Source organism: Streptomyces sp. NPDC023157 (assembly GCF_055560575.1).
In genome coordinates, this window is the sequence record NZ_JBVHIL010000004.1 from 559,711 (window position 1) to 580,925 (window position 21,215).

Genomic DNA, 21,215 nt, shown 5'->3' on the forward strand with positions numbered 1-21,215 from the left:
TCACCTTGACGTCACCCAGCGTTGAAGCACGCTCACTCCGGCGTTACCCGTGAGACGGAATTGTGCATGCCCATGACCGGTAGGCGACTCACCTCACTCCTCGCGTACGTCACGACAGCGGCGACCGGTGTGTCGCTGCTCACCGGCTGCGGCGTACTCCCTGGGGCCACGGGGGGCTCCAGGGAGCCCGTCACCGTCATGACCTGGGCTCCCGACCAGACCCGCGCCACCAACATGCCCGGCATGCCCGCGATGGCCCAGGCCTACGCCCGCTGGGTCAACAGCGAAGGCGGCCTCGACGGGCACGAGCTGCGCGTCCTGACCTGCAACGAACAGAACACCTCCGCCGGCGCCGCCGCCTGCGCCCGCCGGGCCGTCCGCGAGGGCGCCGTCGCCGTCGTCGGCTCGTACAGCCAGAACGGGCGCGCCTTCATGGCCCCCCTGGAGGCCGCCGGCATCCCGTACATCGGCGGCTACGGCATCGCGGAGGACGAGTTCACCTCCCCGCTCTCGTACCCCGTCAACGGCGGCCAGGCCTCCCTCATCGCCGGCCACGGCATGCAGCTCGGGGCGGGCTGCCGCAAGGTCTCGCTGGTCCGCCCCGACACGATCGCCGGCGACAAACTGCCCGACCTGCTCAACTCCGGCCTGCGCAAGGCCAGTCACCGCGAGGCCATCGACATCCCGGCCGTCGAGGACGCCGCCGAGTACACCCAGCAGGCCGACCGGGCCCGGACCCGCGCGGGGGACGAGGGCGGCTGCGTCACCGCCGTCCTCGGCGAGCGCACCCAGACCTTCTTCGACTCCTTCCGCCGCCTGCCCGAGGAGGAGAAGGAGGGGAAGAGCGGCGTACGGATCTCCTCCGTGCTCGGCAGCGTCGGGCAGCCCCTCATCGACCGCTCCGGCGGCGCGCACAGCCCCTTCGAGGGCGCGTTCGTCACCGGCTGGTACCCGGACGCCGACAACAAGAGCTGGGCGCCGATGCGCAAGGTGATCCAGGAGCACGCCTTCGTCGACAACCGGGTCGACCCCTCGGACGCCGGCGTGCAGACCACCTGGATCGCTTACACCGTGCTCAAGCAGGTCGTGGAGTCCCTCGACAGCGACAAGGTGACCGCCGTACAGCTCTCGCACGCGCTCGACAACGGCGTACGGATCGACACCGGCGGCCTGACCCCGTCGCTGCGCTGGCGGTACGACGACCTGCTCGGCGCCCCCGGCTTCCCCCGGATCGTCAACCACGACGTGACGTTCCAGGTGGTCCGCCAGGGGCGGCTGGTGGCACAGAAGCCCGGCTTCGTCGACGTCGGCGAGACCGTGCTGACGGCGCCGTAGCGCCTACAGCTGCGTCTGGCTGCGCTTCGTCAGCCCGTACTTCTCGGCGGTCGGGTTCCACAGCCCGGCCGCCTCGCGCTTGGCCGTGCTGGCCTCGCCGCTCTTCTTGTTGGCCTCGATCGTCTGCGAGGTCGAGCGGGCCCGGCCGCCCTTGCAGGTCTTCTTGCTCTTCGCCTGGTCCGCCCAGGCCGCGTAGTGGTCGTCGGCGGAGGCCGAGGCCTGCCAGGCCTTGGTGAGGGCGGCGGTGAGCGCGCCGCTGTCCGGGATCTTGTCCACGGACAGCGCCTGGAGCCGGGTGACGAGCCCGCGCCGCTGCTCGGCGGCGCCCCGCAGGTCCCCGGCGGCCTGGTCGAGGTTGGAGCAGGTCTTGATCGCCTCGACGGAACGGATCACCGCGTCGCGGCTGTTGTTGCTGTCGGCGAGCAGCTTGTCGAGCTGCTTCGCCTGCGCCTCGGCCGGGTCGGCGGCCTTCTCGGTCGCGCCGCCGCCGGTGGACGGCGCGGAGGAGCCGGCGGCCACGTTCTGGCTGCCCTTCTGGTCCTTCTTGGTGTCGTCGGAGTCCCCGCCACTGAGCAGCGCGCCCGCGCCGAGCCCGACCACGGCGCAGCCCGCGACGACGGCGGCGATCAGCGCGACCGGCGACTTCCGGCGGCGCGGCTCGGGCTCTTCGTACCCCTGCTCGTCGTAGTAGGCCTCCTGGAAGCCGTACTGCTGCGGGGGCTGGTGCTGCTGATGCTGCTGCTGGGGCGGCTGCGGCGGCTGGTACTGCTGCTGGTGCTGCTGCTGGTGCTGCGGCTGCTGGTGCAGCTGCACCGAGGGCTGCTGGTGCTGCACGACCGGCGGCACGGGCCCGGAGGCCTGCTGCGGGGTCTCGCTGCGGAACAGGTTCTCGAAGTCCGCGAGCGGCGGGCGCTCGGCGGCGGCCTGCGGACCGCCGTGCGGGGCCTGCGGGGGCGTCTGCTGCGGCGGTACGGGCGCGATGTACTGGGTCGCCTGCATGTCCGGGCCCGGGGCGGCGGGGCCCGGGGCGACCGGCGGGATCAGCTGCGTCGCCTGCGCGTCGGCCACCACCGGCGGCAGGTACTGCGTGGCCTGCGCGTCGGCGGGCGCCGGCGCGGGCGGGTAGCCGTAGCCGGGCTGGGGCTGTTGCGGCTGCTGGTGCTGCTGGGGCGCGGGCGGGTAGCCGTAGCCGGGCTGCTGCTGCTGCGGAGGCGCCGGCGGGTAGCCGTAGCCCGGCTGGGGCTGGTGGTGCGGGGGCTGCTGCGGCTGCTGGTGCTGCTGCGGCGCGGGCGGGTACCCGTAGCCCTGCGGGGCCACCGGCGGCTGGGCCGGGACCGGCGGCAGGTACTGCGTCGCCTGGGCGTCCGAGGAGCCGCCAGGGGTCACCTCAGGGGGGAGGGGCTGAGCGGCCGGATACTGCTGCTCCGGCCCCTGTCCGCTGTGCGTCACCGGGACTCCTACTGATGCCTGCTGATGGACCTGCGTACCTACGGAACCGTCGGCCCACGCTACCGGGTGCGCCCAGCGCCCCGCACACACGTGTGACAGAGGTGTGACGTAGGACGCGCCCCGGGAGCCGCCGCTATGCCGCGTGCAGCTCCAGCCTCGCCCCGAACTCCCGGACCACCGCCTCCCCCGCGTACGGCTCCAGGCGGTCCCGCAGGTCGTCCAGATACTCCATGCCGCGCGTGGAGCGCAGGGTCGTGAGGAGTTCGAGGGCCCGGGTGCCCGTCTGGCAGGCCTGCTCGACCTCACGCTGCTGGACCTGCGCCGCGGCGAGCAGCGCCAGACCGATCGCGCGCCGCCTGGCCCGGGTCTCGGGGTGCCCCGCCAGCGACTCCCGCGCCGCCTTGGCCGCCTCCCGCGCGTGCCCGAGGTCCCGGTGCCCGTGCGCCAGCTCGTCCGCCAGGTAGGCCCCGTCGAAGTGGGCGATCCAGTCCGGGTCGTCGCCCGACTCCGGGTCGGCCTGCCCCAGCGCCTCCGCCGCGCGCCCCGCGACCAGCTCGAAGGAGGACCCGTCGCCCAGGAGCGCGTGGCCGCGGGCCTCCGCCGCCAGGAACATCGCCTCCGCGCGCCGGGTCACCCGCCCCCGCGCGCCCTCCTGCGCGGCCCGCGCCAGCTGGGCGATCTCGCGCGGGTTGCCGAGCTGGGCCGCGAGGTGGCTCATGGACGCGGCCAGCACGTAGCCGCCGTAGGCGCGGTCGCCCGCGGCCTGCGCGAGGCGGAGCGCCTGGATGTAGTAGCGCTGCGCGAGGCCCGGCTGGCCGGTGTCCACGGCCATGTACCCGGCGAGCTCCGTCAGCCGGGCGACCGCCGCGAACAGCTCCCGGCCGACGGCCTCCCGGTAGGAGCCGGAGAGCATCCCCGACACCACGCTGTTGAGGTAGTGCACGACCACCGGGCGCACGTGCCCGCTGCCGAAGCGCCGGTCGAGGTCGACGAGCGCCGCGGTCATCGCCCGTACCGCGGCGACGTCCGAGAACCCGACCCGCGCCCCGGCGGCCCGCGCCACCTGGGAGTCGGCGCCGGTGATGAGCCAGTCGCGGCTGGGCTCCACGAGCGCGGAGGCGGCGACGGCGGAGCCGGACAGGAAGTCCCGGCGGCCCACGTCGCTGCGCCACAGCTCGCAGACCTGCTCGATGGCGCCGAGGACGGTCGGCGCGAACTGGAGGCCGACGCCCGACGCGAGGTTGCGGCCGTTGGCCATGCCCACCTCGTCGATGGTGACCGTGCGGCCCAGCTTGCGCCCGAGCGCCTCCGCGATGACGCCCGGGGCCCGGCCGCGCGGCTGCTGCCCGCGCAGCCACCGCGCCACCGAGGTCTTGTCGTACCGCAGGTCGAGGCCGCGTTCCGCGCCGACCATGTTGACCCTGCGGGCGAGGCCGGCGTTGGAGCACGCGGCCTCCTGGATGAGCGCCTGCAGCCGTTCGTTGGGCTGGCGGGCGACGAGTGGCCTGGCTGCCATGATGACTACCCCCTGAGGCCGTGCGGTGATCCGCGGTGCGGGCCGGTTCGAGTCGGGCCGAACCGAACCGAGTTGATCCGGTTGATCAACAGGACTGATCAATGCCCGGCAGATATCCGGTCAATGCCGATGTGAACACGCGAAACCGGACACGCCGGTCGCCGTCGCCCCACGGGCAGCCGGGACCGACGCCCCCCGCCTCCTGTCCTACCCGCCCACCGCTCTCCTGCCCCACGCGCGCCCCCGCCCGTGCAACCGTGCGCCCCGCATGCAGGATCGATGCTCCACACCGCTCACCGCCCCGCCCGTAACCCCGGGTGACGGCGGGAGTTGAGTTCGACGTGGAAGAGACCATGGGAGTCACGGAAGCCGCGCAGATCCCCAAGCAGCGTGGCGAGCCGCTGCTGGACAGCGCCGTGCGGTACGCGGAAGAGCGGCACTGGGACGTGTTCCCCGGGACCTGGCTGGAGGCGGTCGAGGGCAGGGAGCGCTGCTCGTGCGGCGCGGAGGCGTGCGCCTCCCCCGGCGCGCACCCCGCGCGGCCCGACTGGTCGACGCAGGCGACGGGCAGCGGTGTGGGGGCCCGGCGGATGTGGTCGAAGCAGCCCAAGGCCTCGATCCTGCTGCCCACCGGCCGCACCTTCGACGCCCTTGAGGTGTCCGATTCGGCCGGCTTCCTCGCACTGGCCCGCATGGAGCGCATGGAGCTGACGCTCGGCCCGGTGACCTGCACGCCCGACCGCCGGATGTTCTTCTTCGTGCTGCCCGGCGCCGCCGCCAAGGTGCCGGACCTGGTGCGCAAACTGGGCTGGATGCCCGCGTCGATCGATCTGGAGACGCGCGGCGAGGGGCACTTCGTGGCGGCGCCGCCGACCCGGGTCGGCGGTTTCGGGGCGGTGCAGTGGGCCCGCAAGCCCACGGCGGCGAACCGCTGGCTGCCGGACGCGGAGGAGCTGATCAGCGCGCTGGCGTACGCGTGCGGGCGCGAGGCGGCGGACGCGCGCGACCGGAAGGCCTGACCGTCGGCCCGGAACGCCTGACCGTCGGCCCGGGCCGGCCTGACCTTCGCCCCCGCCGCCGGGTCCTCCGGCCCTCGGGCCTTAAGGCCATATGGCCGGATCAGGCGCGGCCGTAAGGTGGTGCCCGTCAGACGGGGACCATCGAAGGGTTGACGCAACATGATGCCTGACCAGGCATTTGACGGAGTGTTCGAAACAGCGGGCAGTGCACCGGATTCCGGCGCGGTGCCCGCTGTTCGTGTCGAGGGGCTGTGGAAGCGTTTCGGCCAGCAGATCGCGGTGAACGGGATCGATCTGGTCCTGCCCGCGGGCAAGTTCATCGGTCTCGTCGGCCCCAACGGCGCCGGCAAGACCACCACCCTCTCGATGATCACCGGACTGCTCCGCCCCGACCACGGACGCATCCTGGTCGCCGGTCACGACGTCTGGGCCGACGCCGAGTCGGTCGCCCAGGTCAAGGCCAGGATCGGCATCCTGCCCGAGGGACTGCGCCTGTTCGAGCGCCTCTCCGGGCGTGAACTCCTCGCGTACAGCGGCCGGCTGCGCGGGCTGCCCGGGGCCGAGGTCGACAAGCGCGCCGCCCAGCTGCTCGACGTCCTCGACCTGGCCGGTTCGCAGCACAAGCTGGTCGTCGACTACTCGACCGGCATGCGCAAGAAGATCGGCCTCGCCGCGGCCCTGCTGCACAACCCGGAAGTCCTCTTCCTGGACGAGCCGTTCGAGGGCGTCGACCCGGTCTCGGCGCAGACCATCCGCGGCGTCCTGGAGCGGTACACCGCCTCGGGCGCCACGGTCGTCTTCTCCAGCCACGTCATGGAGCTGGTGGAGTCGCTGTGCGACTGGGTCGCGGTGATGGCCGCGGGCCAGATCCGCGCGCAGGGCCCGCTGGAGCAGGTGCGGGGCGAAGCGCCGTCGCTTCAGGCGGCGTTCCTGGAACTGGTCGGCGCGAACGGGCGGGACACCGGCGAGTCCCTGGACTGGCTGGGCGGTTCGGGCCGATGACCACCGCCACTCCGGCCGTCCCCTCGCTGACCGCCGTCTTCGTACGGCTCAAGCTGGCGCTCCTCAAGAACGGCCTGAAGCAGTCGGGCGGCCGGACGGCCGCCTATGTCATCTCGGTCGTGGTCGCCGCGGTCTTCGCCGCCGTGATGCTGCTCGGCTTCATCCTGATGCGCGGCAGCGTCAACGCGCCCACCGTCACCGTCCTGCTCGCCGGGATCCTGGCGCTGGCCTGGACGGTCATGCCGCTGTTCGTGCCGAGCGGGGACGAGACGCTCGACCCCTCGCGGCTCGTGATGCTGCCGCTGCGGCCCCGGCCGCTGGTCCGGGCGCTGCTCGTGGCCTCGCTGGTCGGCGTCGGCCCGGCGTTCACGCTGTGCGTGAGCGTCGGCGCGGCCGTCTCGCTCGCGCACGGCGCGGCCGGCACGCTCTTCGCCGTCCTCGCCGTGCCGCTGGTGGTGCTGGTGTGCGTGGCGCTCTCGCGGTCGGTGGCGGCGGCGAACGTACGCCTCCTCACCTCCCGCAAGGGCCGTGACCTCGCCGTCCTGTCCGGTCTGGTGATCGCGGTCGGCATGCAGCTGGTCAACTTCGGCGCCCAGCGGCTCAGCCAGGCCGGCGGGCTCAGCGCGGTCGAGCCCGCCGCCGAGGTCGTGGGCTGGCTGCCGCCGGCCTCCGCGATCTCCGCCGTGGACGCCGCGGGCGAGGGCGACTACGCGGTGGCCGCGGCCAAGCTGCTGCTCACCGCCGCCGCGCTGGTGGGCCTCGTCCACTGGTGGCAGCGGAGCCTGGTGCGCCTGATGGTCGAGCCGGACGGCTCCACGATCGGCGCGGCCTCCGACTCGGGCGCCAAGGACAAGGCGTCCTCCGGTCTGCTCGGCCGGATCCTGCCGGGCGGGCGCACGGGCACGGTGATGGAGCGCAGCCTGCGCTACATCTGGCGCGACCCGAAGACGAAGGCGGCGTGGGTGACCTCGCTCGCGATCGGCGCGATCGTCCCCGTCTTCAACGCGCTGCAAGGAACCGGCACCATCTATTTCGCCTGTTTCGCCTCGGGCATGCTCGGCATCCAGATGTACAACCAGTTCGGCCAGGACACCTCCGCGTTCTGGATGGTCGCGCAGACCATCGCGACGAAGGCCGACGCCTACGCCGAGCTGCGGGCCCGGGCGCTCGCGCTGCTGACCGTCACCGTGCCGTACACGGTGCTGGTGACGGCGGTGACGGCCGCGATGCTGGACGCCTGGCACCAGCTGCCGGAGGCGCTGGGCGTGGCCCTGGCGCTGCTCGGCGCGATGATGGCGACGGGTGCGGTGGCCTCGGCGACCTTCCCGTACTCGATCCCGCAGGACAGCGCGTACAAGAACGTGGCGCCGGGGCAGGGCGGGCTCGCCTGGATGTCCATCTTCGGCGGCATGGTCTCCGCGGCCGTGCTGTGCGCGCCGGTGATCGGCCTGACGCTCTTCCTCCACCTCGCGGACCACGAGGACCTGCTCTGGCTGCTGCTGCCGGGCGGCGCGCTGTACGGCGCGCTGATCGCCTGGGGCGGCCTGAAGGCGGCGGCGCCGCGGGTGTCGAAGCGGCTGCCGGAGATCCTGGCGGCGGTCAGCAAGGGCTAGCGCGGTCCGGCGTACGCGCCTGACGGCTGACGGCTGACGGCTGACGGCTGACGGCTGACGGCTGACGGCTGACGGCGAAGGGCCGGGCTCCTGTGACAGGAGTCCGGCCCTTTCGTGTGCCCGGGGGCGGGTCAGCGGGTGAGTGAGGTCTCCGCGCCGACGCGGGTGAGCTTGTGCGGGTTGCGGACGTAGTAGAGGCCGGTGATGCGGCCGTCCTCGACATGGGCCGCCATGATGCCGTCGATCTCGCCGTCCGCCAGGATGAGCAGCGCCGGGTTGCCGTTGAGCGTGACGGGCTCGCAGGTGACCGTGACCCCGGCCTTGGCGGAGCCGCCGAGGTAGAGGCGGGCGAACTTGTCGGAGCCGACGATCGGGCGGACCGCGGCCTTCCGGATGCCGCCGCCGTCGCTCAGCACGACGACGTCGGGGGCGAGCACGTCGAGGAGCTGCTGCGGGTCGCGCTCCTCAAGGGCCCGCTGGAAGGACTCCAGGACCGCGCGGGCCTCGCGCGGGGTGACCGTCTTGCGGGGGCGGCGCGCGTCGACGTGCTTGCGGGCCCGGTGGGCGATCTGGCGGACGGCGGCCGGGGTCTTGTCGACGGCGGCCGCGATCTCGTCGTACTCGATCTCGAAGACCTCGCGCAGCACGAACACGGCCCGCTCGGTCGGCGACAGTGTCTCCAGGACGAGCATCAGCGCCATCGACACGCTCTCGGCCAGCTCGACGTCCTCGGCCACGTCCGGCGTGGTGAGCAGCGGCTCGGGCAGCCACTGCCCGACGTACGCCTCCCGGCGGCGCTTCATGGAACGCAGCCGGTTGAGCGCCTGCCGGGTGGTGATCCGGACCAGGTAGGCCCGCCGGTCGTCGACCCGGTCGAGGTCGACCTTGCTCCAGCGCAGCCACGTCTCCTGGAGGACGTCCTCGGCGTCGACGGCCGAGCCGAGCATCTCGTAGGCGACGGTGAAGAGCAGGTTGCGGTGGGCGACGAAGGCGTCGGTCGCGAGGTCGGCGGTGCCGGCGGTGCCGGCCGGGGTGGCGGCCCTGTCGGCCATCTCGTCCAGCGCGTCCGTCTCGCCCGTCTCGTCCGGCGCGTCCGTCTCGGCCATGGTGGCCGGATCGACCGCTTGATCGTTCATGATCACATCCTGGGCCCAGGACCACATGGCGCGCTAGCCCGCCCGTCCGGCGGTCGCGGGCGTCTCGTCGCGCACGCCCTGGAGCTGCTTCGCGCGCGCGGCACCGCCCGACTTGCCGCGGTGCAGCGCGTAGGCGCCGGGCTTCTCGGCCTCGTCGGCCAGGTGCTTGACGACGCCCGTGCACACGGTCTCCTTCAGCTTCGCGCCCAGGCGGCCGTCGACCTTGAACCACACCGCCTGGTCGGACCGGTTGGCGAACTGGAAGATGCCGTCGGCCCGGCCGAGGCTGATGCACTGGGCGGCGAACGGACGGCCCAGCGTCTCGGGCCGCTCGTCCGCGATCCGGCTGAGGACCGTGTCGGCGGCGCGGGCGCCCATCGGCATCGCGGCCTGGCAGCTCATCCGCAGCGGCAGGCCCGAGGGCGCCGCCGAGTCGCCGGCGGCGATGACGCGGTCGTCGTCGACGCTGGTCAGGGTCTCGTCCGTGACCAGGCGGCCCAGGGCGTCGGTGCTCAGCCCGCTGCGCGCGGCCAGGTCCGGCACGCCGAAGCCCACGGTCCAGATCGTCACCGCGGCGGGCAGCTCGCGCCCGTCGGCGAGCTGAACGGCGTCGGCGCGCACGGCCGTCACCTTCGTGCCGGGGCCGTCGAGCACGGTCACGCCCAGCCGGGCCAGTCGCGCGGCGACCGAGCGGCGGCCCCGGCCGTGCAGGTACGGGCCGAGCACGCCGCCGCAGACCAGGGTCACCGCGCGGCCGGCCTCGGCGAGTTCGGCGGCCGTCTCGATGCCGGTCGGGCCCGCGCCGACGACGAGGACCGGGGCGGCGGCGGGAGCGGCGTCGAGGACCGGGCGCAGCCGCTCGGCCTCCTCCAGGGTGCCGACGGGGTACGCGAACTCGGCGGCCCCGGGCACCCGCGGGTCGGCGCTGCCGCTGCCCACCGCGTAGACCAGGTAGTCGTAGGAGAGCGTCCCGCCGCCCGCCAGGTCGACGCCGCGCCCGGCCGCGTCGATCCGGGTCGCGGTGTCGACCACCAGCTCGACGCGCTCGGCCAGGACGTCGCGGAAGGCGACGACGGCCTCGCCGGTGCCGCCGACCAGCTGGTGCAGGCGGATCCGGTGGACGAAGGAGGGGCGCGGGTTGACGAGCGTGACGGTGACGCCGTCGCGCAGGGTGAGGCGGTTGGCGGCCATGACGCCGGCGTAGCCGCCGCCGATGACGACCACGTGGGTGCTGGTGCCGGGGTTCGCGTTCATGGTGTCTCCTCCGTTGTGGTGGTTCGGCCTCAAGACACCGGGGGGCCCGGCCCTGTGACACGTTGTGGCCCGGATCACATTCCGGGAGGTGTCACGGCGCCACGCGGGGCTCTGAACGGAGGGTTCCGGTCGATGAAACTCGGGCGAGAATGCTCCAACTTGGAACATTTCCGAGATCGCCGCAGGTCAGCCGGTCGTTCTCGGTTGAACCACCGGCGCGCCCGAGTCGATCAAGGACCCCGCCGGAGCGCCGTACACCCGCCCCGAGCTGCCCGAACTACCGGTCGGTAGCCCGCGGTTCGCACGTACGGCCGGAAAGTGGCGAGCGGGTGTGCGATCACCCTCCGCGTCGACAAGACTCCCGTCCGTATCCGTACTCACACGCGAAGGGACACCCCCGTGCGTTACTTCCGGACCCTGGGCGCCACCGCGCTCGCCACCACCACCGGCCTCGCCCTCGTCGCCACCGCGATCACGAGCGACGCCGAGGCCGCGCCCGCCGGGCTCTACCCGCCCTCGGCGCTCGTGCTCACCGTCGGCAAGGGCGAGCGCGCCGCCACGGCCACGGTCGACCGCGCGGTCACCCTGGTCTGCTCCCCCACGCCCGGCGGCACCCACCCGGCGCCGGCGGAGGCCTGTTCGGAGCTGGCGGCGGTCGGCGGCGACCTGTCCCGGCTGTCGGGCGCCTTACCGGGTCAGCGCCCCTGTACCCGCGAGTGGGACCCGGTCGTGGTCACGGGCTCCGGCGTCTGGCAGGGCAAGCGGGTCAGCTGGACGGCGCGGTACGGCAACACGTGCGAGCTGCGGGCGAAGACCGGCGAGCGGACGGTCTTCGCGTTCTGACGTCCGGCCCGCCGGACGGAAGGGGGCCGGTCCCGCACGGGACCGGCCCCCGCCCCCTCAGGGGTCCTCGGGCATGTGCGCCTCGCCGCTCTCGATGACGTGGTTGCCGCCCGGATCCACGGAGTGGGTCCGGGCGTCCCCCGGGGAGCCGGATGTCGGCCCGCACGCGGCGAGCAGGCCCAGCAGCAGCACGGCGGCGAGCGGGCCGCGCCGGTCGCGTACGGTCCGGGTCATCAGTACGTCGAGTAGGTGTTGAACGCGTCGCCGACCCAGCCGGCGAAGTACGGCGAGCGCATCTCCGTCGGGCTGTTCCCGTTGTCGACGTTGCTGTTCACGCCGTTGACCCAGCCGCTGTAGTACACGTTGTCGTCCTTGCCGAAGATCCAGGGACCGCCGCTCGATCCCCCGGTCATGTTGCACGGGATCTTGATCTGGTCGGTGGTGAACCAGCTGCGCTGGGAGCTGGTCGCGGCGCAGAAGTACTGCCACTGCCCGTCGAAGGGCGGGGCCTGCGGGTAGCCCATGGCCGTCACGAAGCGGTCCTTGGACTGGTTCCACTGGAGGCCCATGCCACCCACCGCGTTGACCAGTTCACCGCTGGAGTTGGGCGAGGTGATGACGATGCCGAGGTCGTAGCCGAAGTTCCCGTCGTTGGTCCAGCCGTTGAAGGCGACGAGGGTCTCGGCCCACCAGGTGCCGTAGGGGCGGCTGCCGTGGTCGTAGTACGGCACGAACTGCCAGTTGGAGTTCCACGACTGACCGGGGCCGCCGTGGACGCAGTGCCCGGCGGTGAACACCATGTTCTTGTTGGTGCTGTTGACGGCCGAGCCGGAGCAGACGTAGTCCTTGCCGTCCGAGGCGGTGAAGAAGACCTTGCCCACGACCTGGGTCGCGGAGACCGTCGCCCGGAAGCCCTCGGCCGCGACCGCCTTCCCGAGCACCGGGTCGGAGCCCGTCGTCGGTGGGCCCGTCGGCGCCTGCGGAGCCGGGGCCGGGGCCGCCTTGCGGCCCACCCGCTCGGCGGGGATGGCCTTCGCCATCCGCTCGGGGGTCCAGTACTCGGCCGTCCGCGCCTTGGCGGTCGACGGGACCTTGTACTCCACGGCCTTCGTCGCGGGGGCGGCGGTCCGCCCCGTGGGGGCGTCCGCCGCCTGGGCGGCGGCGGTCGGGAAGAGGAGGAGGGTCGCTGCTGCGGCGATGCTCAGGGCGTACGAACGTCTGCGGCGTATGCCGGACACGTGATACCTCGATCTCCGTTGCTGGCATGGACACGTAATGCTTTGCGATCACATGACCATCGGTCAACGAGACGTCAGCGGAATGGCCGGTTCGCCGGTTCGGTTTTCGGCCCCCGGCGCGGAGCACCATCGCGCACAGCGATTCCGGTTCCACCTGCATCGAGGTCGCGTTTACCTGGACGAAGTCCTCGTACAGCAGCGAGCAGGGCGGCGACTGCATCGAAGTAGCCACCTGCCCCCACGCCATCCACATCCGCGACTCCAAGGACACCGCCCGCCCCGCCTTCACCGTCTCCCCCGCCGCTTGGTCCGCCTTCCTCCAGGCGACGGACGAGGCGCACGTCGGCTAGGCCGTCAACGCCTCGGCGACCGCGTGCGCGAACGCGTCGGGGTTGTCGAACATGATGTTGTGGCCGCAGTCGGGGATCGCCCGGACGGTCACGCCCGAGGCCCGAAGTCCCGCCGCGTCGGCCGGCTCACCGTCGGCCGCCGGGTGGAGGCAGGTGCGCGGGACGGACAGGCCCGCCAGATGCTCCCGCAGGGCCGGGGCGGTCCCCCTGGCCCGGTGGACCGTGGTCCGGTACAGCGCCTCGCGGCCGGCGAGGCGCATCGTGGACCACCAGAACGGGCCGACCCGTTCCTCGGTCCGCCGCCACCCGTCGGCCAGGAACTCCTCCTCCGTGTAGGCGGTGATTCCGCTGCCGCCGGGAGCGGGTGCCGGCGGGGCCGGGTCCAGGACGGAGTCCACGAGGACCAGGTTCGCGACGAGTCGCGGGTGCCGGGCGGCGAGCAGGATCGCCACGGCCCCGCCCAGGCTGTGCGCGACGACTTCGGCGCCCGTGACGTCGGCGGCCTCCAGTGCGGCCGCCACGGCGTCGGCGTGGGCCTCCAGGGTGTAGGTGAAGTCCGTGGGGCGGTCGCTGATGCCGAAGCCGATCAGGTCGAGGAGCAGCGACCGGCGGCCGGTCAGCAGGGGGTGCGCGGCGGCGGCGGCCCAGTAGACCGGCGAGGTGGCGCCGAGTCCGTGCAGGTAGAGCCGGGTGGGCTCGGCGCCGGGGATCTCCACCCAGCGGATCAGGTCGCCGTTCGGGGTCACGGGGGCATGGCGCATGGCCGAACTCCTTGCTCGTGGGATGACACCACGAGGCTACCTCGACATCGAGGTATAGCGATATCGATATACCTCGTCGGGTCGGAAGGTGGCAGCATGGCCCCATGCTCAAGCTCGCGATTCTCGGGTTCCTTCGGGACCGGCCGATGCACGGATACGAACTGCGCCGGCACCTGGCCGCACTGACCGGCCACATCCGCCCGCTCAGCGACGGCACCCTCTATCCGGCGATCAAGCGCCTGGAGACCGACGGCCTGCTCGTCCGCGAGACGGAGCCCGGATCGACCGCCGCCCCCCGGCACACCCTGCACCTCACCCCGGCCGGGCGGGCGGCGCTGCTCGAACGGCTCCGCACGCCCGAGCAGTTGGACATCAGCGACGAGAACCGCTGGTTCACCGTGCTGGCCTTCCTCCGCCATCTGGACGACCCCGCCGAGCAGGCCGCCGTACTGCGCCGCCGGCTCGCCTTCCTCGCCGAGCCCGCCAGCTTCTTCTACGAGGGCGACCGGCCGCTCGGCGCCGAGGAGATCACCGACCCGTTCCGCAGCGGCATCCTGCTGATCGCCCGGGCGACGTCAGGGGCCGAACTCGCCTGGCTGCACGACATGATCGCCACGCTGGACGCCCACCCCCACCCGTCGGTGCCCTAGGGTCGTCGACAGCCTCGCGCGATGCGGGGACAGCATGTTGGCATCGGCCGGGCAGTCGACGCAGAAGCCGCAGCCGTTGATCTGGCTGACGCGGATCATCACCAGGTCGCGGGTGGCGTGCGGCAGGGCCGAGTCGGCGATGGCCTTGCCGGCGGCGAGGATGTGCTTCATGGCCTTGCTGGTGGCGAGGGTGGCGGCGAGGTTCAGGCGGGGTTCCATGACGGCTCCTTGGCCTTGGTGGCGGGTGCCTGCACCCCTGGGACGAGATGGCCCCGACGGCTGTGACATGCCCGCGCCGACGATCATGCGATGCTCGGGGCTTCCTGCCGCTCATGAGGAGACATCCTTGATCAAGCTCGCTTCCGCCGTGACGCCCCCGCTGCTCACCGGCGCCACCCTCGCCTCGCCGGTCAGCGTCGCGCAGTCGGTGTTCTGGGAGACCATCGACCAGCTCTGGTACGTGTGCCAGCCCGACGGCACTCCGGAGGACATGGACCGGGTCACGGTCACCCGGCTCGGCGTGGACGGGACGATCGTCGACAAGATGTACCTGGGCAGGTCCGGGCACGGCACCGGCCTCTGCGTCGAGCGGACCGCCGCCGGGATCCACCTCTGGGCCGGCGCCGTGCCGAACGGCGGCTGGGCCACCGCCCTCGCGCGGATCCCGTACGTCCCGAACGGCACCGCCGACGCGTCCGACCCGGCCGTCGTCCGCACCCCGCGCACGGGCGTGTACCGGGTCTCGGCGACGATCGACCCGACCCGGAACCAGCTGGTCTTCCGCTGGCAGTCGAACAACGTGTCCTCGCCGACGGCGGTCGGCGGCGTCGACGCCTACGACCTGGGGCTCGCCGCCACCGGGATGTTCCAGCGGGTCCGGTCCACGACGTTCGAGGCCTCGGGCAAGACCCTCCAGGGCTTCACGAGCCTGGGCGACCAGCTCTACCACCTGTACGGCGACCAGAACGTCGACAACTTCGAGGTGACGTGCACGGACTGGGCCTCCGGGACCGTGCTCCAGTCGCGGAGCATCACCGCCTTCCCGGGCATCGCCAACCGCGAGCCCGAGGGCATATGCGTGTACGAGGACACCCTGGCGTTCGGGATCGCCGGGAAGCCGAACGGGGTGCGCCAGCTCAACGTGGCCCGCTTCCCGCACCCGGGGACCAACCCGTGGGTCGAGGTCCCGTACGACACCGCGCTGTACACCCCGAACAGCGCCAACTACGTGCCCCAGTACCGGATCGCCGGCGACCAGGTGCACCTGCACTTCTCGATGTCCAAGGCGGACGCCACCGCGTGGGGGCAGGGCGAGGTGCTGTTCACGCTGCCGCCGCGGGCCCGGCCGAACCGGACGCAGCGGCTCCTCGGCGTGGTCACCGGCGCCGCCGTCACCGCCGACACGATGGCCGTCCGCTTCGAGGTGGCGGCGGACGGCAAGGTGACCGTCTGGGACGAGCGCAACCTGGTGGGCTGGGTCGGGGCGGACGTCAGCTTCTGGGTCTGCTGACGCCCTCCCGCACCGGGCCGGCTACCGGAGCAGGCCGTCGAGGAGTTCGGCGGCCTCGCGCCGGGTCCGCTCGTCCGTGTGGCCGGGCTCGGCCAGCGCGAGCGGGCGGGGCAGCGCGGTGGCCGAGGGGTGCACGACCGCCGCGTAACGGTCCGGGCGGACCCTGCCCTTCCTGATGTCCTCCTCGGTCGCGTACGTGACGTCGTACCCGGCCTCCTCCAGCCAGCGGGCCGTGCTCGCGTCCGTCCCGAGGGTCCCGGGCATGCCGAGGCCCGGGTACGGGCGCCGGCCGGCGTAGCTCAGCGGGACGACGGCCAGGACGTCGGAGCGGCGGGCGGGCTCGCGGACCACGAAGGGCGTGTACGCGCGGTGCCCGTCGGGCGTGGTGAGGACGGCGAGGAAGAGGCCGGAGAGCCAGCTCGCGGGGACCCGCGTCTTCCAGGTCCGGCCGTCGGCCGGGACCTCGGCGGCGGTGAGCAGGTGGCGGGCGCGGTCGCCGCCGTAGTGGCCGAGGCGGTAGACCTCCACCGTGCAGGTGCGGTCGCCGCGCGCCGACACGCGCAGGGCGAGCTCCTGGCCCGGCTCGACGGAGGCGGCGGCCGCGTACCCCTGGATCCGGGGGTTCTCCGGGTCGACCCCGCAGGTCTCGCCGCAGCCGATGCCCCACTGGTCGGAGCCCTCCGCCAGGTTCTCCCGCACGACGGGGTTGTCGCCCGTGTGCGGACCGGCCGGGGGCAGGGGGCCGGCGGCCGCGGCCGTACCGGGGGCGGCGACGGCCAGGGCGGCGGACGCGGCTCCGGCCGCGAGCAGGACCGTACGGCGGGCGAGCTGCAAGGGGACCTCCGGGTCGGACGCCGGCGCCGCCGGCCGCCGTCACCGACACCGCCGACCCCGCCGGCATCGCTGATGCGGCGGGCGCCCTGGTCGGCGCCCGCCGGTGATCCTATAGACCCGGCGCCGGTGTCCGCCGGGTCGTCAGGACGCCTTCCAGGAAGGGCTCGACGGTCTCCCACCAGGCGTCGGCGTGCTCGTAGTGCAGCAGGTGCCCGGCGTCGGGGATCTCCGCGTACGCCCCCCGGGGCAGCACCCGGACCATCTCCTGCGCCTCGGCCCGGCCCAGCTCGCCGTCGAGGCCCCGGACGACGAGGGCGGGGCAGCGGACCTGGGCGAGGGACTCCCAGTGGGCGTCGTGGACCCAGGTCTCGCGGGAGGTGAGCATCTGGGCGGGGTCGAAGACGGGGCGCCAGCCGTCCGGCCGCTCGGTCATCACCTCGGCGAAGAACTCGCCCCGGGCCGGATGCGGGCGCTCCACCCAGGGGTCCGCGTCGCCGAACCACTGCCGGACGGCGTCCAGCGAGGCGAAGGGCACGGGCCAGCGGCGGAACCAGTCCTGCCACTCGCGCTGCGAGGCCGCGCCGAGGGCGGAGGCGCGCATGTCGCAGATGACGAGGGCGCGGACGAGGTCGGGACGCTCGGCGGCGAGCTGCCAGGCGGTGAGGGCGCCCATGGAATGCCCGATGAGGGTGACGGGGCCGAGACCGAGCCGCTCGACGACGGCCGCCGCGTCCGCGACGTACGCCTCGCGCGTGAAGGGCCCGGCCGCGGGCTTCTCGCTGTGCCCGTGGCCGCGCTGGTCGAGGGCGACCGTGCGGTGGCGCCGGCCCAGCCGGCAGGCGGCGTGGGTCCAGTGGGCGGCGTGGCCCATGAGCCCGTGCAGGAGTAAGACGCCGGAGCCGTCGGCGGCCCCCGGGGCGCTCTCCTCCGTGAAGTCCCAGGCCGCCAGCCGTACGCCGTCGGCCCCGGTGACGTCGAGTCGTCGCACCATGCTGCTCGGCACCCCCTCTTTCCCTTGGAACTGCGCCAGACTATCGAACCTGTATTCGAAAATGGGCTCCTGTCGCTCAACACCCCTCGTTCGAGTGACGGCGCTCAAGGATTGACGGACGCGGCCAAGGGGAGATCTTCAGCGGGAGGCGGACCGCTCGGGGAAAACGGTCCGTGGGGAATGACCCTGGGAGCTCGGGGCTCCGGGTCAGCACAGGGGAGGACAGGCCCCGGCGCCTCAGGGCGCCGGGGCTTTCTGTCGCGCTGGCGCGATACGCGTGGAGGACGACCCTCATCCCCCCAGCGTGGCACGGGCGGGGGCGCGGGCGTGGCGATTCCGCCGTAAACCGGGCCCCGTACGGGCCGGGAAGGGACGCGGGCGGACGGGGAAAGGGTGTGCGGGCGGACGGGATCCGGAGGGGTGGGCCCCCGGCCCGCGGCGGTCAGCGCTTGGCGCTCAGCGCTCGGCGGTCAGCGCTTGGCGACGAAGACGTGTGCGGCGACCTCGGCGTCCAGCTCGGCCGCCTCGCCGCTGCTGCCGACCAGGACGCCGCCGGGGGACTCGGTCACGGAGACCACCGAACCCGGCTGCACGCCCGCGCGGCGCAGCGTGTACATCAGCTGGGCGTCCGTCTGGATGGGCTCGCCGATCCGGCGGACGATCACCGTCTTGCCCTCGCCGCCCGCGTCCAGGTCGGCCAGCGAGACCATCGAGTCGTCCAGGAAGGACTCCGCCTCGGCCTTCTCGCCCAGCTCTTCGAGGCCCGGGATCGGGTTGCCGTACGGCGACTCCGTCGGGTGGCGCAGCAGCTCCAGGACGCGGCGCTCCACGGCCTCGCTCATGACGTGCTCCCAGCGGCACGCCTCCGCGTGGACCTGCTCCCACTCCAGGCCGATCACGTCGACGAGCAGACACTCGGCGAGCCGGTGCTTGCGCATCACGCGGGTGGCCAGGCGGCGGCCCTCCTCCGTGAGCTCCAGGTGCCGGTCGCTGGCGACGGCCACCAGGCCGTCGCGCTCCATGCGGGCCACCGTCTGGCTCACGGTCGGACCGCTCTGGTCCAGCCGCTCGGCGATCCGGGCGCGCATGGGGACCACACCTTCCTCTTCGAGCTCAAGGATGGTGCGGAGATACATCTCCGTGGTGTCGATCAGTCCGGACATACGTGCCCCTCGATGAGTCGTGCGCTGGCCCTGCCCCAATTCTGACGCATCGCGCGGACAACCGGGGCGCGCACGGGTGAGGCGGTATTGACAGAGCAATGGTCCAGACCGCACCGTGATCGGCGACCACGACGAGAAGGAGCCGCCGCCATGGGCGAGAGCAAGCTGGCCGGACAGTTCTTCGACGCCGCGATCGGCCTGCTCCAGAAGGTGCGGGACGAAGAGGCGGACGCCATCTCCGCGGCCGGGACGGCCATCGCCGAGGCGGTCGCCGCCGGCAACCGGCTCTTCGCCTTCGGCGCGGGCCACTCCTCGCTCGCCGCGCAGGACGTCGTCTACCGCGCGGGCGGCCTCGCCCTGATGAACCTGCTGGCCGTGCCGGGCGTCGTCGGCGTCGACGTCATGCCCGCGACCCTGGGTTCCGCGCTGGAACGCGTCGACGGCCTGGCCGGCGCCGTCCTGGACTCCTCCCCCGCGCGAGCCGGCGACGTCCTGATCATCATCTCCCTGTCGGGCCGCAACGCCCTGCCGGTCGAGATGGCGATGAACGCCCGGGCGCTCGGCCTCACCGTGATCGGGGTCACCTCCGTGGCGTACGCGACGGAGACCAGGTCGCGGCACGTGTCGGGGACGTACCTGAAGGACCACTGCGACGTCGTCCTCGACTCCAAGATCGCCATCGGCGACGCGGAACTCACCCACGAGGGCATCGAGGCCCCCTTCGCCCCCGCCTCCACCGTCGTCACCAGCGCCCTCATGCAGGCCACGATGGCCGCCGCCGCCGAGGAACTGGTCCGCCTCGGCATCGAGCCGCCCCTGCTCCGCTCGGGCAACGTGGACGGCGGGCACGAGTGGAACGGGCGCGTGATGACGGAGTACGGGGACCGGATCTTCTTCCGGCACTGAGACCGGCGAACCCACGCGGGGGCGGTGGCGAATCCTCGCCACCGCCCCCGCGCCGTGTCCGTCAGGTTCCGTCAGGTCCCGTCAGGTCCCGTCAGGTCCCGTCAGGTCCCGCCGGCTCCCGTAAGCGCCCGCTCGCGTCCAGCGCCGCCGCCACCCGCCCCCCGATCGTCTCCGCGTACACCGCGTCGTCCCGTTCGAAGGCCGGGCGGGACGGTGAGCGGAGGAAGGTCGCGACGCCCAGGGTGCGGGCGCGGGCGCGGAGGGGGACACAGAGGGCGTGGGTCATGCCGGGGGGCCAGAGGCGGTCGGTGGACCAGTCCTGGGCGTCGGGGGCGGCGCTCGCGCGGGTGCAGCCCAGGCGTTCGAAGGACTGGACGGCGGGGTGGGACGCGGCGTAGGGCAGCGGGATGCCGCCGCTCGCCGCCGGGGTCACCGGGCCGGGGCTGCCGGCGGGGGTCGCCAGCGTGCGGACCAGGCGGCCGTCGCCCGTGACGCGGTCGACCAGGACGTGGTCGGCGAAGCCCGCCAGGGCGAAGTCCAGCAGGACCGCGGCGGCCTCCGCCGGGTCCTCGCACTCCGCCGCCGCCGCGCCCGCGCGGTGCAGCTGGCTCCAGCGGAAGCGCAGCCGGTCCGCGCCCTGCTCGGCGAGGCGGGCGTCGGTGACGTCCTGGAAGAGCCAGCCGACGCCCAGCGGGACCGGCTCCGGCTCCTCGGCGAGTGGGGAGGCGAGCCGGACGAAGCCGGAGCGCCAGCAGCGGCGGCGCTCGCCGCGCGGGCCGCGCAGCGTCACCCACAGGTCGGTCGGCTCGGGCGGCGCGCCCGCGGCGAGGACGTGCTGGAGGGCGGACTCCAGCTGCTCGACGCCCTGGGTGACGATCTCGCCCAGGGGGCGCCCGAGCAGCGTGGTGCGGGCGGTGCCGAGCGCGCGGGCCGCGTACGCGTTGACGACCGCCGGGCGCAGGTCCACGTCGACCAGGACGACGCCCCAGGACGCCTCCTGGAACAGGGCCTCGCTCAGGGCGATCGACCGCTCCAGGTCGACCTGGACGTGCACCTCGCTGAACGCGCAGTACACCCCGGCCGGGCCGCCGTCGGGCGCGCGCACGCCCGCCGTCTGGGTGCGGACCAGGACCCGCCCGCCGTCCTTGCGCAGCAGCGCGAACTCGTGGACCTGGCGGCCGGGCGCGGTCATCGCCCGCATCAGCCGGGCCAGGGTCTCCTCGGCGTCGGCGCTGCGGGCCGCCCAGCCGTCGAAGCCGTGCCGTCCGACCGCTTCCCCGGCCGACCAGCCGAGGATCCGCTCGGCCTCCCGGTTCCAGTGGGTGACGGTCCCGTCGGCGTCGAGCGCGCACAGCGCCGCGTCCATCCCGTCGAGCAGGGCGGCCAGCAGGTCCGCCCCCGGCACCCCCGGAACCCGCGCCGTGTCACTGGCAGAACCCGTCGAAGCACTCATTCGACACCCCCTGCCTTATTCAACTGGAAACGTGACCCAGGACACAGCCCCTTCCCGAAAATAGGTTGAGCGGGGGCGCGGGGCTTCCTAAGGTGAAGTCACACGTGAAAGGAGGTGATCCGAAAAAATGATTTCTTTTCGGACTCGTGAGGTGACTGCGGGCTAAGGCCTGCCGTCGCACTCTTGTGCACC

21 protein-coding genes are annotated in these 21,215 nt (G+C 73.3%); 9 read left to right on the top strand and 12 right to left on the bottom strand.

Annotated elements, in window-relative coordinates; genetic code table 11:
- Nucleotides 1-72 precede the first annotated feature (72 nt).
- The gene (locus ACZ3ZE_RS17650; protein WP_361165565.1) at nucleotides 73-1,335 is read left to right on the top strand and encodes an ABC transporter substrate-binding protein; all 1,263 of its coding nucleotides are present in this window, start codon (nucleotides 73-75) and stop codon (nucleotides 1,333-1,335) included.
- 3 nt (nucleotides 1,336-1,338) lie between these two features.
- Here the strand turns inward: ACZ3ZE_RS17650 and ACZ3ZE_RS17655 are convergent, their stop codons facing one another.
- Together ACZ3ZE_RS17655 and ACZ3ZE_RS17660 are read right to left on the bottom strand one after the other, a co-directional pair.
- Nucleotides 1,339-2,784, bottom strand: a complete 1,446-nt coding sequence (locus ACZ3ZE_RS17655; protein WP_467259634.1) for a hypothetical protein — start codon at nucleotides 2,782-2,784, stop codon at nucleotides 1,339-1,341.
- A gap of 133 nt (nucleotides 2,785-2,917) precedes the next feature.
- Complete coding sequence (locus ACZ3ZE_RS17660; RefSeq protein WP_467259637.1) at nucleotides 2,918-4,300, bottom strand: transcriptional regulator; 1,383 nt, start codon at nucleotides 4,298-4,300, stop codon at nucleotides 2,918-2,920.
- Nucleotides 4,301-4,653: 353 nt separating this feature from the next.
- Between ACZ3ZE_RS17660 and ACZ3ZE_RS17665 the strand changes: the two genes are divergently transcribed.
- From ACZ3ZE_RS17665 to ACZ3ZE_RS17675, 3 genes are all read left to right on the top strand, one after another.
- Nucleotides 4,654-5,319 (top strand): bifunctional DNA primase/polymerase, encoded by a 666-nt coding sequence (locus ACZ3ZE_RS17665; RefSeq protein WP_361165556.1) that lies wholly within the window; start codon nucleotides 4,654-4,656, stop codon nucleotides 5,317-5,319.
- Between the two features lie 162 nt (nucleotides 5,320-5,481).
- Nucleotides 5,482-6,321, top strand: coding sequence for an ABC transporter ATP-binding protein (locus ACZ3ZE_RS17670; protein WP_467259640.1), 840 nt, complete (start codon nucleotides 5,482-5,484; stop codon nucleotides 6,319-6,321).
- The gene (locus ACZ3ZE_RS17675) at nucleotides 6,318-7,934 is read left to right on the top strand and encodes a transporter (protein ID WP_361165553.1); all 1,617 of its coding nucleotides are present in this window, start codon (nucleotides 6,318-6,320) and stop codon (nucleotides 7,932-7,934) included. Before ACZ3ZE_RS17670 ends, ACZ3ZE_RS17675 begins: the two co-directional genes overlap by 4 nt.
- A 131-nt stretch (nucleotides 7,935-8,065) precedes the next feature.
- Here ACZ3ZE_RS17675 and ACZ3ZE_RS17680 read toward each other — a convergent pair whose 3' ends face one another.
- Both ACZ3ZE_RS17680 and ACZ3ZE_RS17685 read right to left on the bottom strand, forming a co-directional pair.
- Nucleotides 8,066-8,986, bottom strand: coding sequence for an RNA polymerase sigma-70 factor (locus ACZ3ZE_RS17680; protein ID WP_467259806.1), 921 nt, complete (start codon nucleotides 8,984-8,986; stop codon nucleotides 8,066-8,068).
- Nucleotides 8,987-9,103: 117 nt separating this feature from the next.
- The gene (locus ACZ3ZE_RS17685) at nucleotides 9,104-10,324 is read right to left on the bottom strand and encodes an NAD(P)/FAD-dependent oxidoreductase (RefSeq protein ID WP_361621260.1); all 1,221 of its coding nucleotides are present in this window, start codon (nucleotides 10,322-10,324) and stop codon (nucleotides 9,104-9,106) included.
- 399 nt (nucleotides 10,325-10,723) lie between these two features.
- Between ACZ3ZE_RS17685 and ACZ3ZE_RS17690 the strand changes: the two genes are divergently transcribed.
- Nucleotides 10,724-11,167 (top strand): subtilase-type protease inhibitor, encoded by a 444-nt coding sequence (locus ACZ3ZE_RS17690; RefSeq protein ID WP_442303731.1) that lies wholly within the window; start codon nucleotides 10,724-10,726, stop codon nucleotides 11,165-11,167.
- 57 nt (nucleotides 11,168-11,224) lie between these two features.
- On the opposite strand, the gene ACZ3ZE_RS17695 is transcribed toward ACZ3ZE_RS17690, so the two are convergent.
- Together ACZ3ZE_RS17695 and ACZ3ZE_RS17700 are read right to left on the bottom strand one after the other, a co-directional pair.
- Nucleotides 11,225-11,401 carry a hypothetical protein gene (locus ACZ3ZE_RS17695; RefSeq protein ID WP_363291435.1) on the bottom strand — a complete coding sequence of 59 codons (177 nt, stop codon included), beginning with the start codon at nucleotides 11,399-11,401 and terminating at the stop codon, nucleotides 11,225-11,227.
- A complete protein-coding gene (locus tag ACZ3ZE_RS17700) occupies nucleotides 11,401-12,405 on the bottom strand; it encodes a trypsin-like serine peptidase (protein WP_361165542.1) in 1,005 nt (334 codons plus the stop codon). Before ACZ3ZE_RS17700 ends, ACZ3ZE_RS17695 begins: the two co-directional genes overlap by 1 nt.
- A gap of 128 nt (nucleotides 12,406-12,533) precedes the next feature.
- On the opposite strand from ACZ3ZE_RS17700, the gene ACZ3ZE_RS17705 reads away from it, so the two are divergent.
- A complete protein-coding gene (locus tag ACZ3ZE_RS17705; RefSeq protein ID WP_361166373.1) occupies nucleotides 12,534-12,755 on the top strand; it encodes a DUF397 domain-containing protein in 222 nt (73 codons plus the stop codon).
- Here the strand turns inward: ACZ3ZE_RS17705 and ACZ3ZE_RS17710 are convergent.
- On the bottom strand, nucleotides 12,752-13,516 hold the full coding sequence (locus ACZ3ZE_RS17710; RefSeq protein WP_361165539.1) for an alpha/beta fold hydrolase: 765 nt from the start codon (nucleotides 13,514-13,516) through the stop codon (nucleotides 12,752-12,754). The genes ACZ3ZE_RS17705 and ACZ3ZE_RS17710 overlap by 4 nt on opposite strands.
- 104 nt (nucleotides 13,517-13,620) lie before the next feature.
- Between ACZ3ZE_RS17710 and ACZ3ZE_RS17715 the strand changes: the two genes are divergently transcribed.
- Nucleotides 13,621-14,166, top strand: a complete 546-nt coding sequence (locus tag ACZ3ZE_RS17715) for a PadR family transcriptional regulator (protein WP_361165536.1) — start codon at nucleotides 13,621-13,623, stop codon at nucleotides 14,164-14,166.
- Here ACZ3ZE_RS17715 and ACZ3ZE_RS17720 read toward each other — a convergent pair.
- Nucleotides 14,092-14,385 (bottom strand): carboxymuconolactone decarboxylase family protein, encoded by a 294-nt coding sequence (locus ACZ3ZE_RS17720; RefSeq protein ID WP_467259642.1) that lies wholly within the window; start codon nucleotides 14,383-14,385, stop codon nucleotides 14,092-14,094. The two genes, ACZ3ZE_RS17715 and ACZ3ZE_RS17720, sit on opposite strands and share 75 nt — an antisense overlap.
- A gap of 127 nt (nucleotides 14,386-14,512) precedes the next feature.
- Here ACZ3ZE_RS17720 and ACZ3ZE_RS17725 point away from each other — a divergent pair, with 127 nt between their 5' ends.
- Nucleotides 14,513-15,676, top strand: coding sequence for a phage baseplate protein (locus ACZ3ZE_RS17725; protein WP_361621257.1), 1,164 nt, complete (start codon nucleotides 14,513-14,515; stop codon nucleotides 15,674-15,676).
- A 21-nt stretch (nucleotides 15,677-15,697) separates the two neighbouring features.
- Here ACZ3ZE_RS17725 and ACZ3ZE_RS17730 read toward each other — a convergent pair whose 3' ends face one another.
- The 3 genes from ACZ3ZE_RS17730 to ACZ3ZE_RS17740 all read right to left on the bottom strand — a co-directional run bounded on the left by ACZ3ZE_RS17730 (nucleotide 15,698) and on the right by ACZ3ZE_RS17740 (nucleotide 18,664).
- Entirely contained in the window at nucleotides 15,698-16,510 is an 813-nt protein-coding gene (locus ACZ3ZE_RS17730; RefSeq protein ID WP_467259644.1) for a N,N-dimethylformamidase beta subunit family domain-containing protein, read from the bottom strand.
- 109 nt (nucleotides 16,511-16,619) lie between these two features.
- A complete protein-coding gene (locus ACZ3ZE_RS17735; RefSeq protein WP_361165527.1) occupies nucleotides 16,620-17,501 on the bottom strand; it encodes an alpha/beta fold hydrolase in 882 nt (293 codons plus the stop codon).
- A 470-nt stretch (nucleotides 17,502-17,971) separates the two neighbouring features.
- Complete coding sequence (locus ACZ3ZE_RS17740) at nucleotides 17,972-18,664, bottom strand: metal-dependent transcriptional regulator (protein WP_361165524.1); 693 nt, start codon at nucleotides 18,662-18,664, stop codon at nucleotides 17,972-17,974.
- Between the two features lie 150 nt (nucleotides 18,665-18,814).
- On the opposite strand from ACZ3ZE_RS17740, the gene ACZ3ZE_RS17745 reads away from it, so the two are divergent.
- Nucleotides 18,815-19,570 carry an SIS domain-containing protein gene (locus tag ACZ3ZE_RS17745; protein ID WP_361165521.1) on the top strand — a complete coding sequence of 252 codons (756 nt, stop codon included), beginning with the start codon at nucleotides 18,815-18,817 and terminating at the stop codon, nucleotides 19,568-19,570.
- Nucleotides 19,571-19,661: 91 nt separating this feature from the next.
- On the opposite strand, the gene ACZ3ZE_RS17750 is transcribed toward ACZ3ZE_RS17745, so the two are convergent.
- Complete coding sequence (locus ACZ3ZE_RS17750) at nucleotides 19,662-21,023, bottom strand: PAS domain-containing protein (RefSeq protein ID WP_361165518.1); 1,362 nt, start codon at nucleotides 21,021-21,023, stop codon at nucleotides 19,662-19,664.
- Between the last annotated feature and the right edge of the window lie 192 nt (nucleotides 21,024-21,215).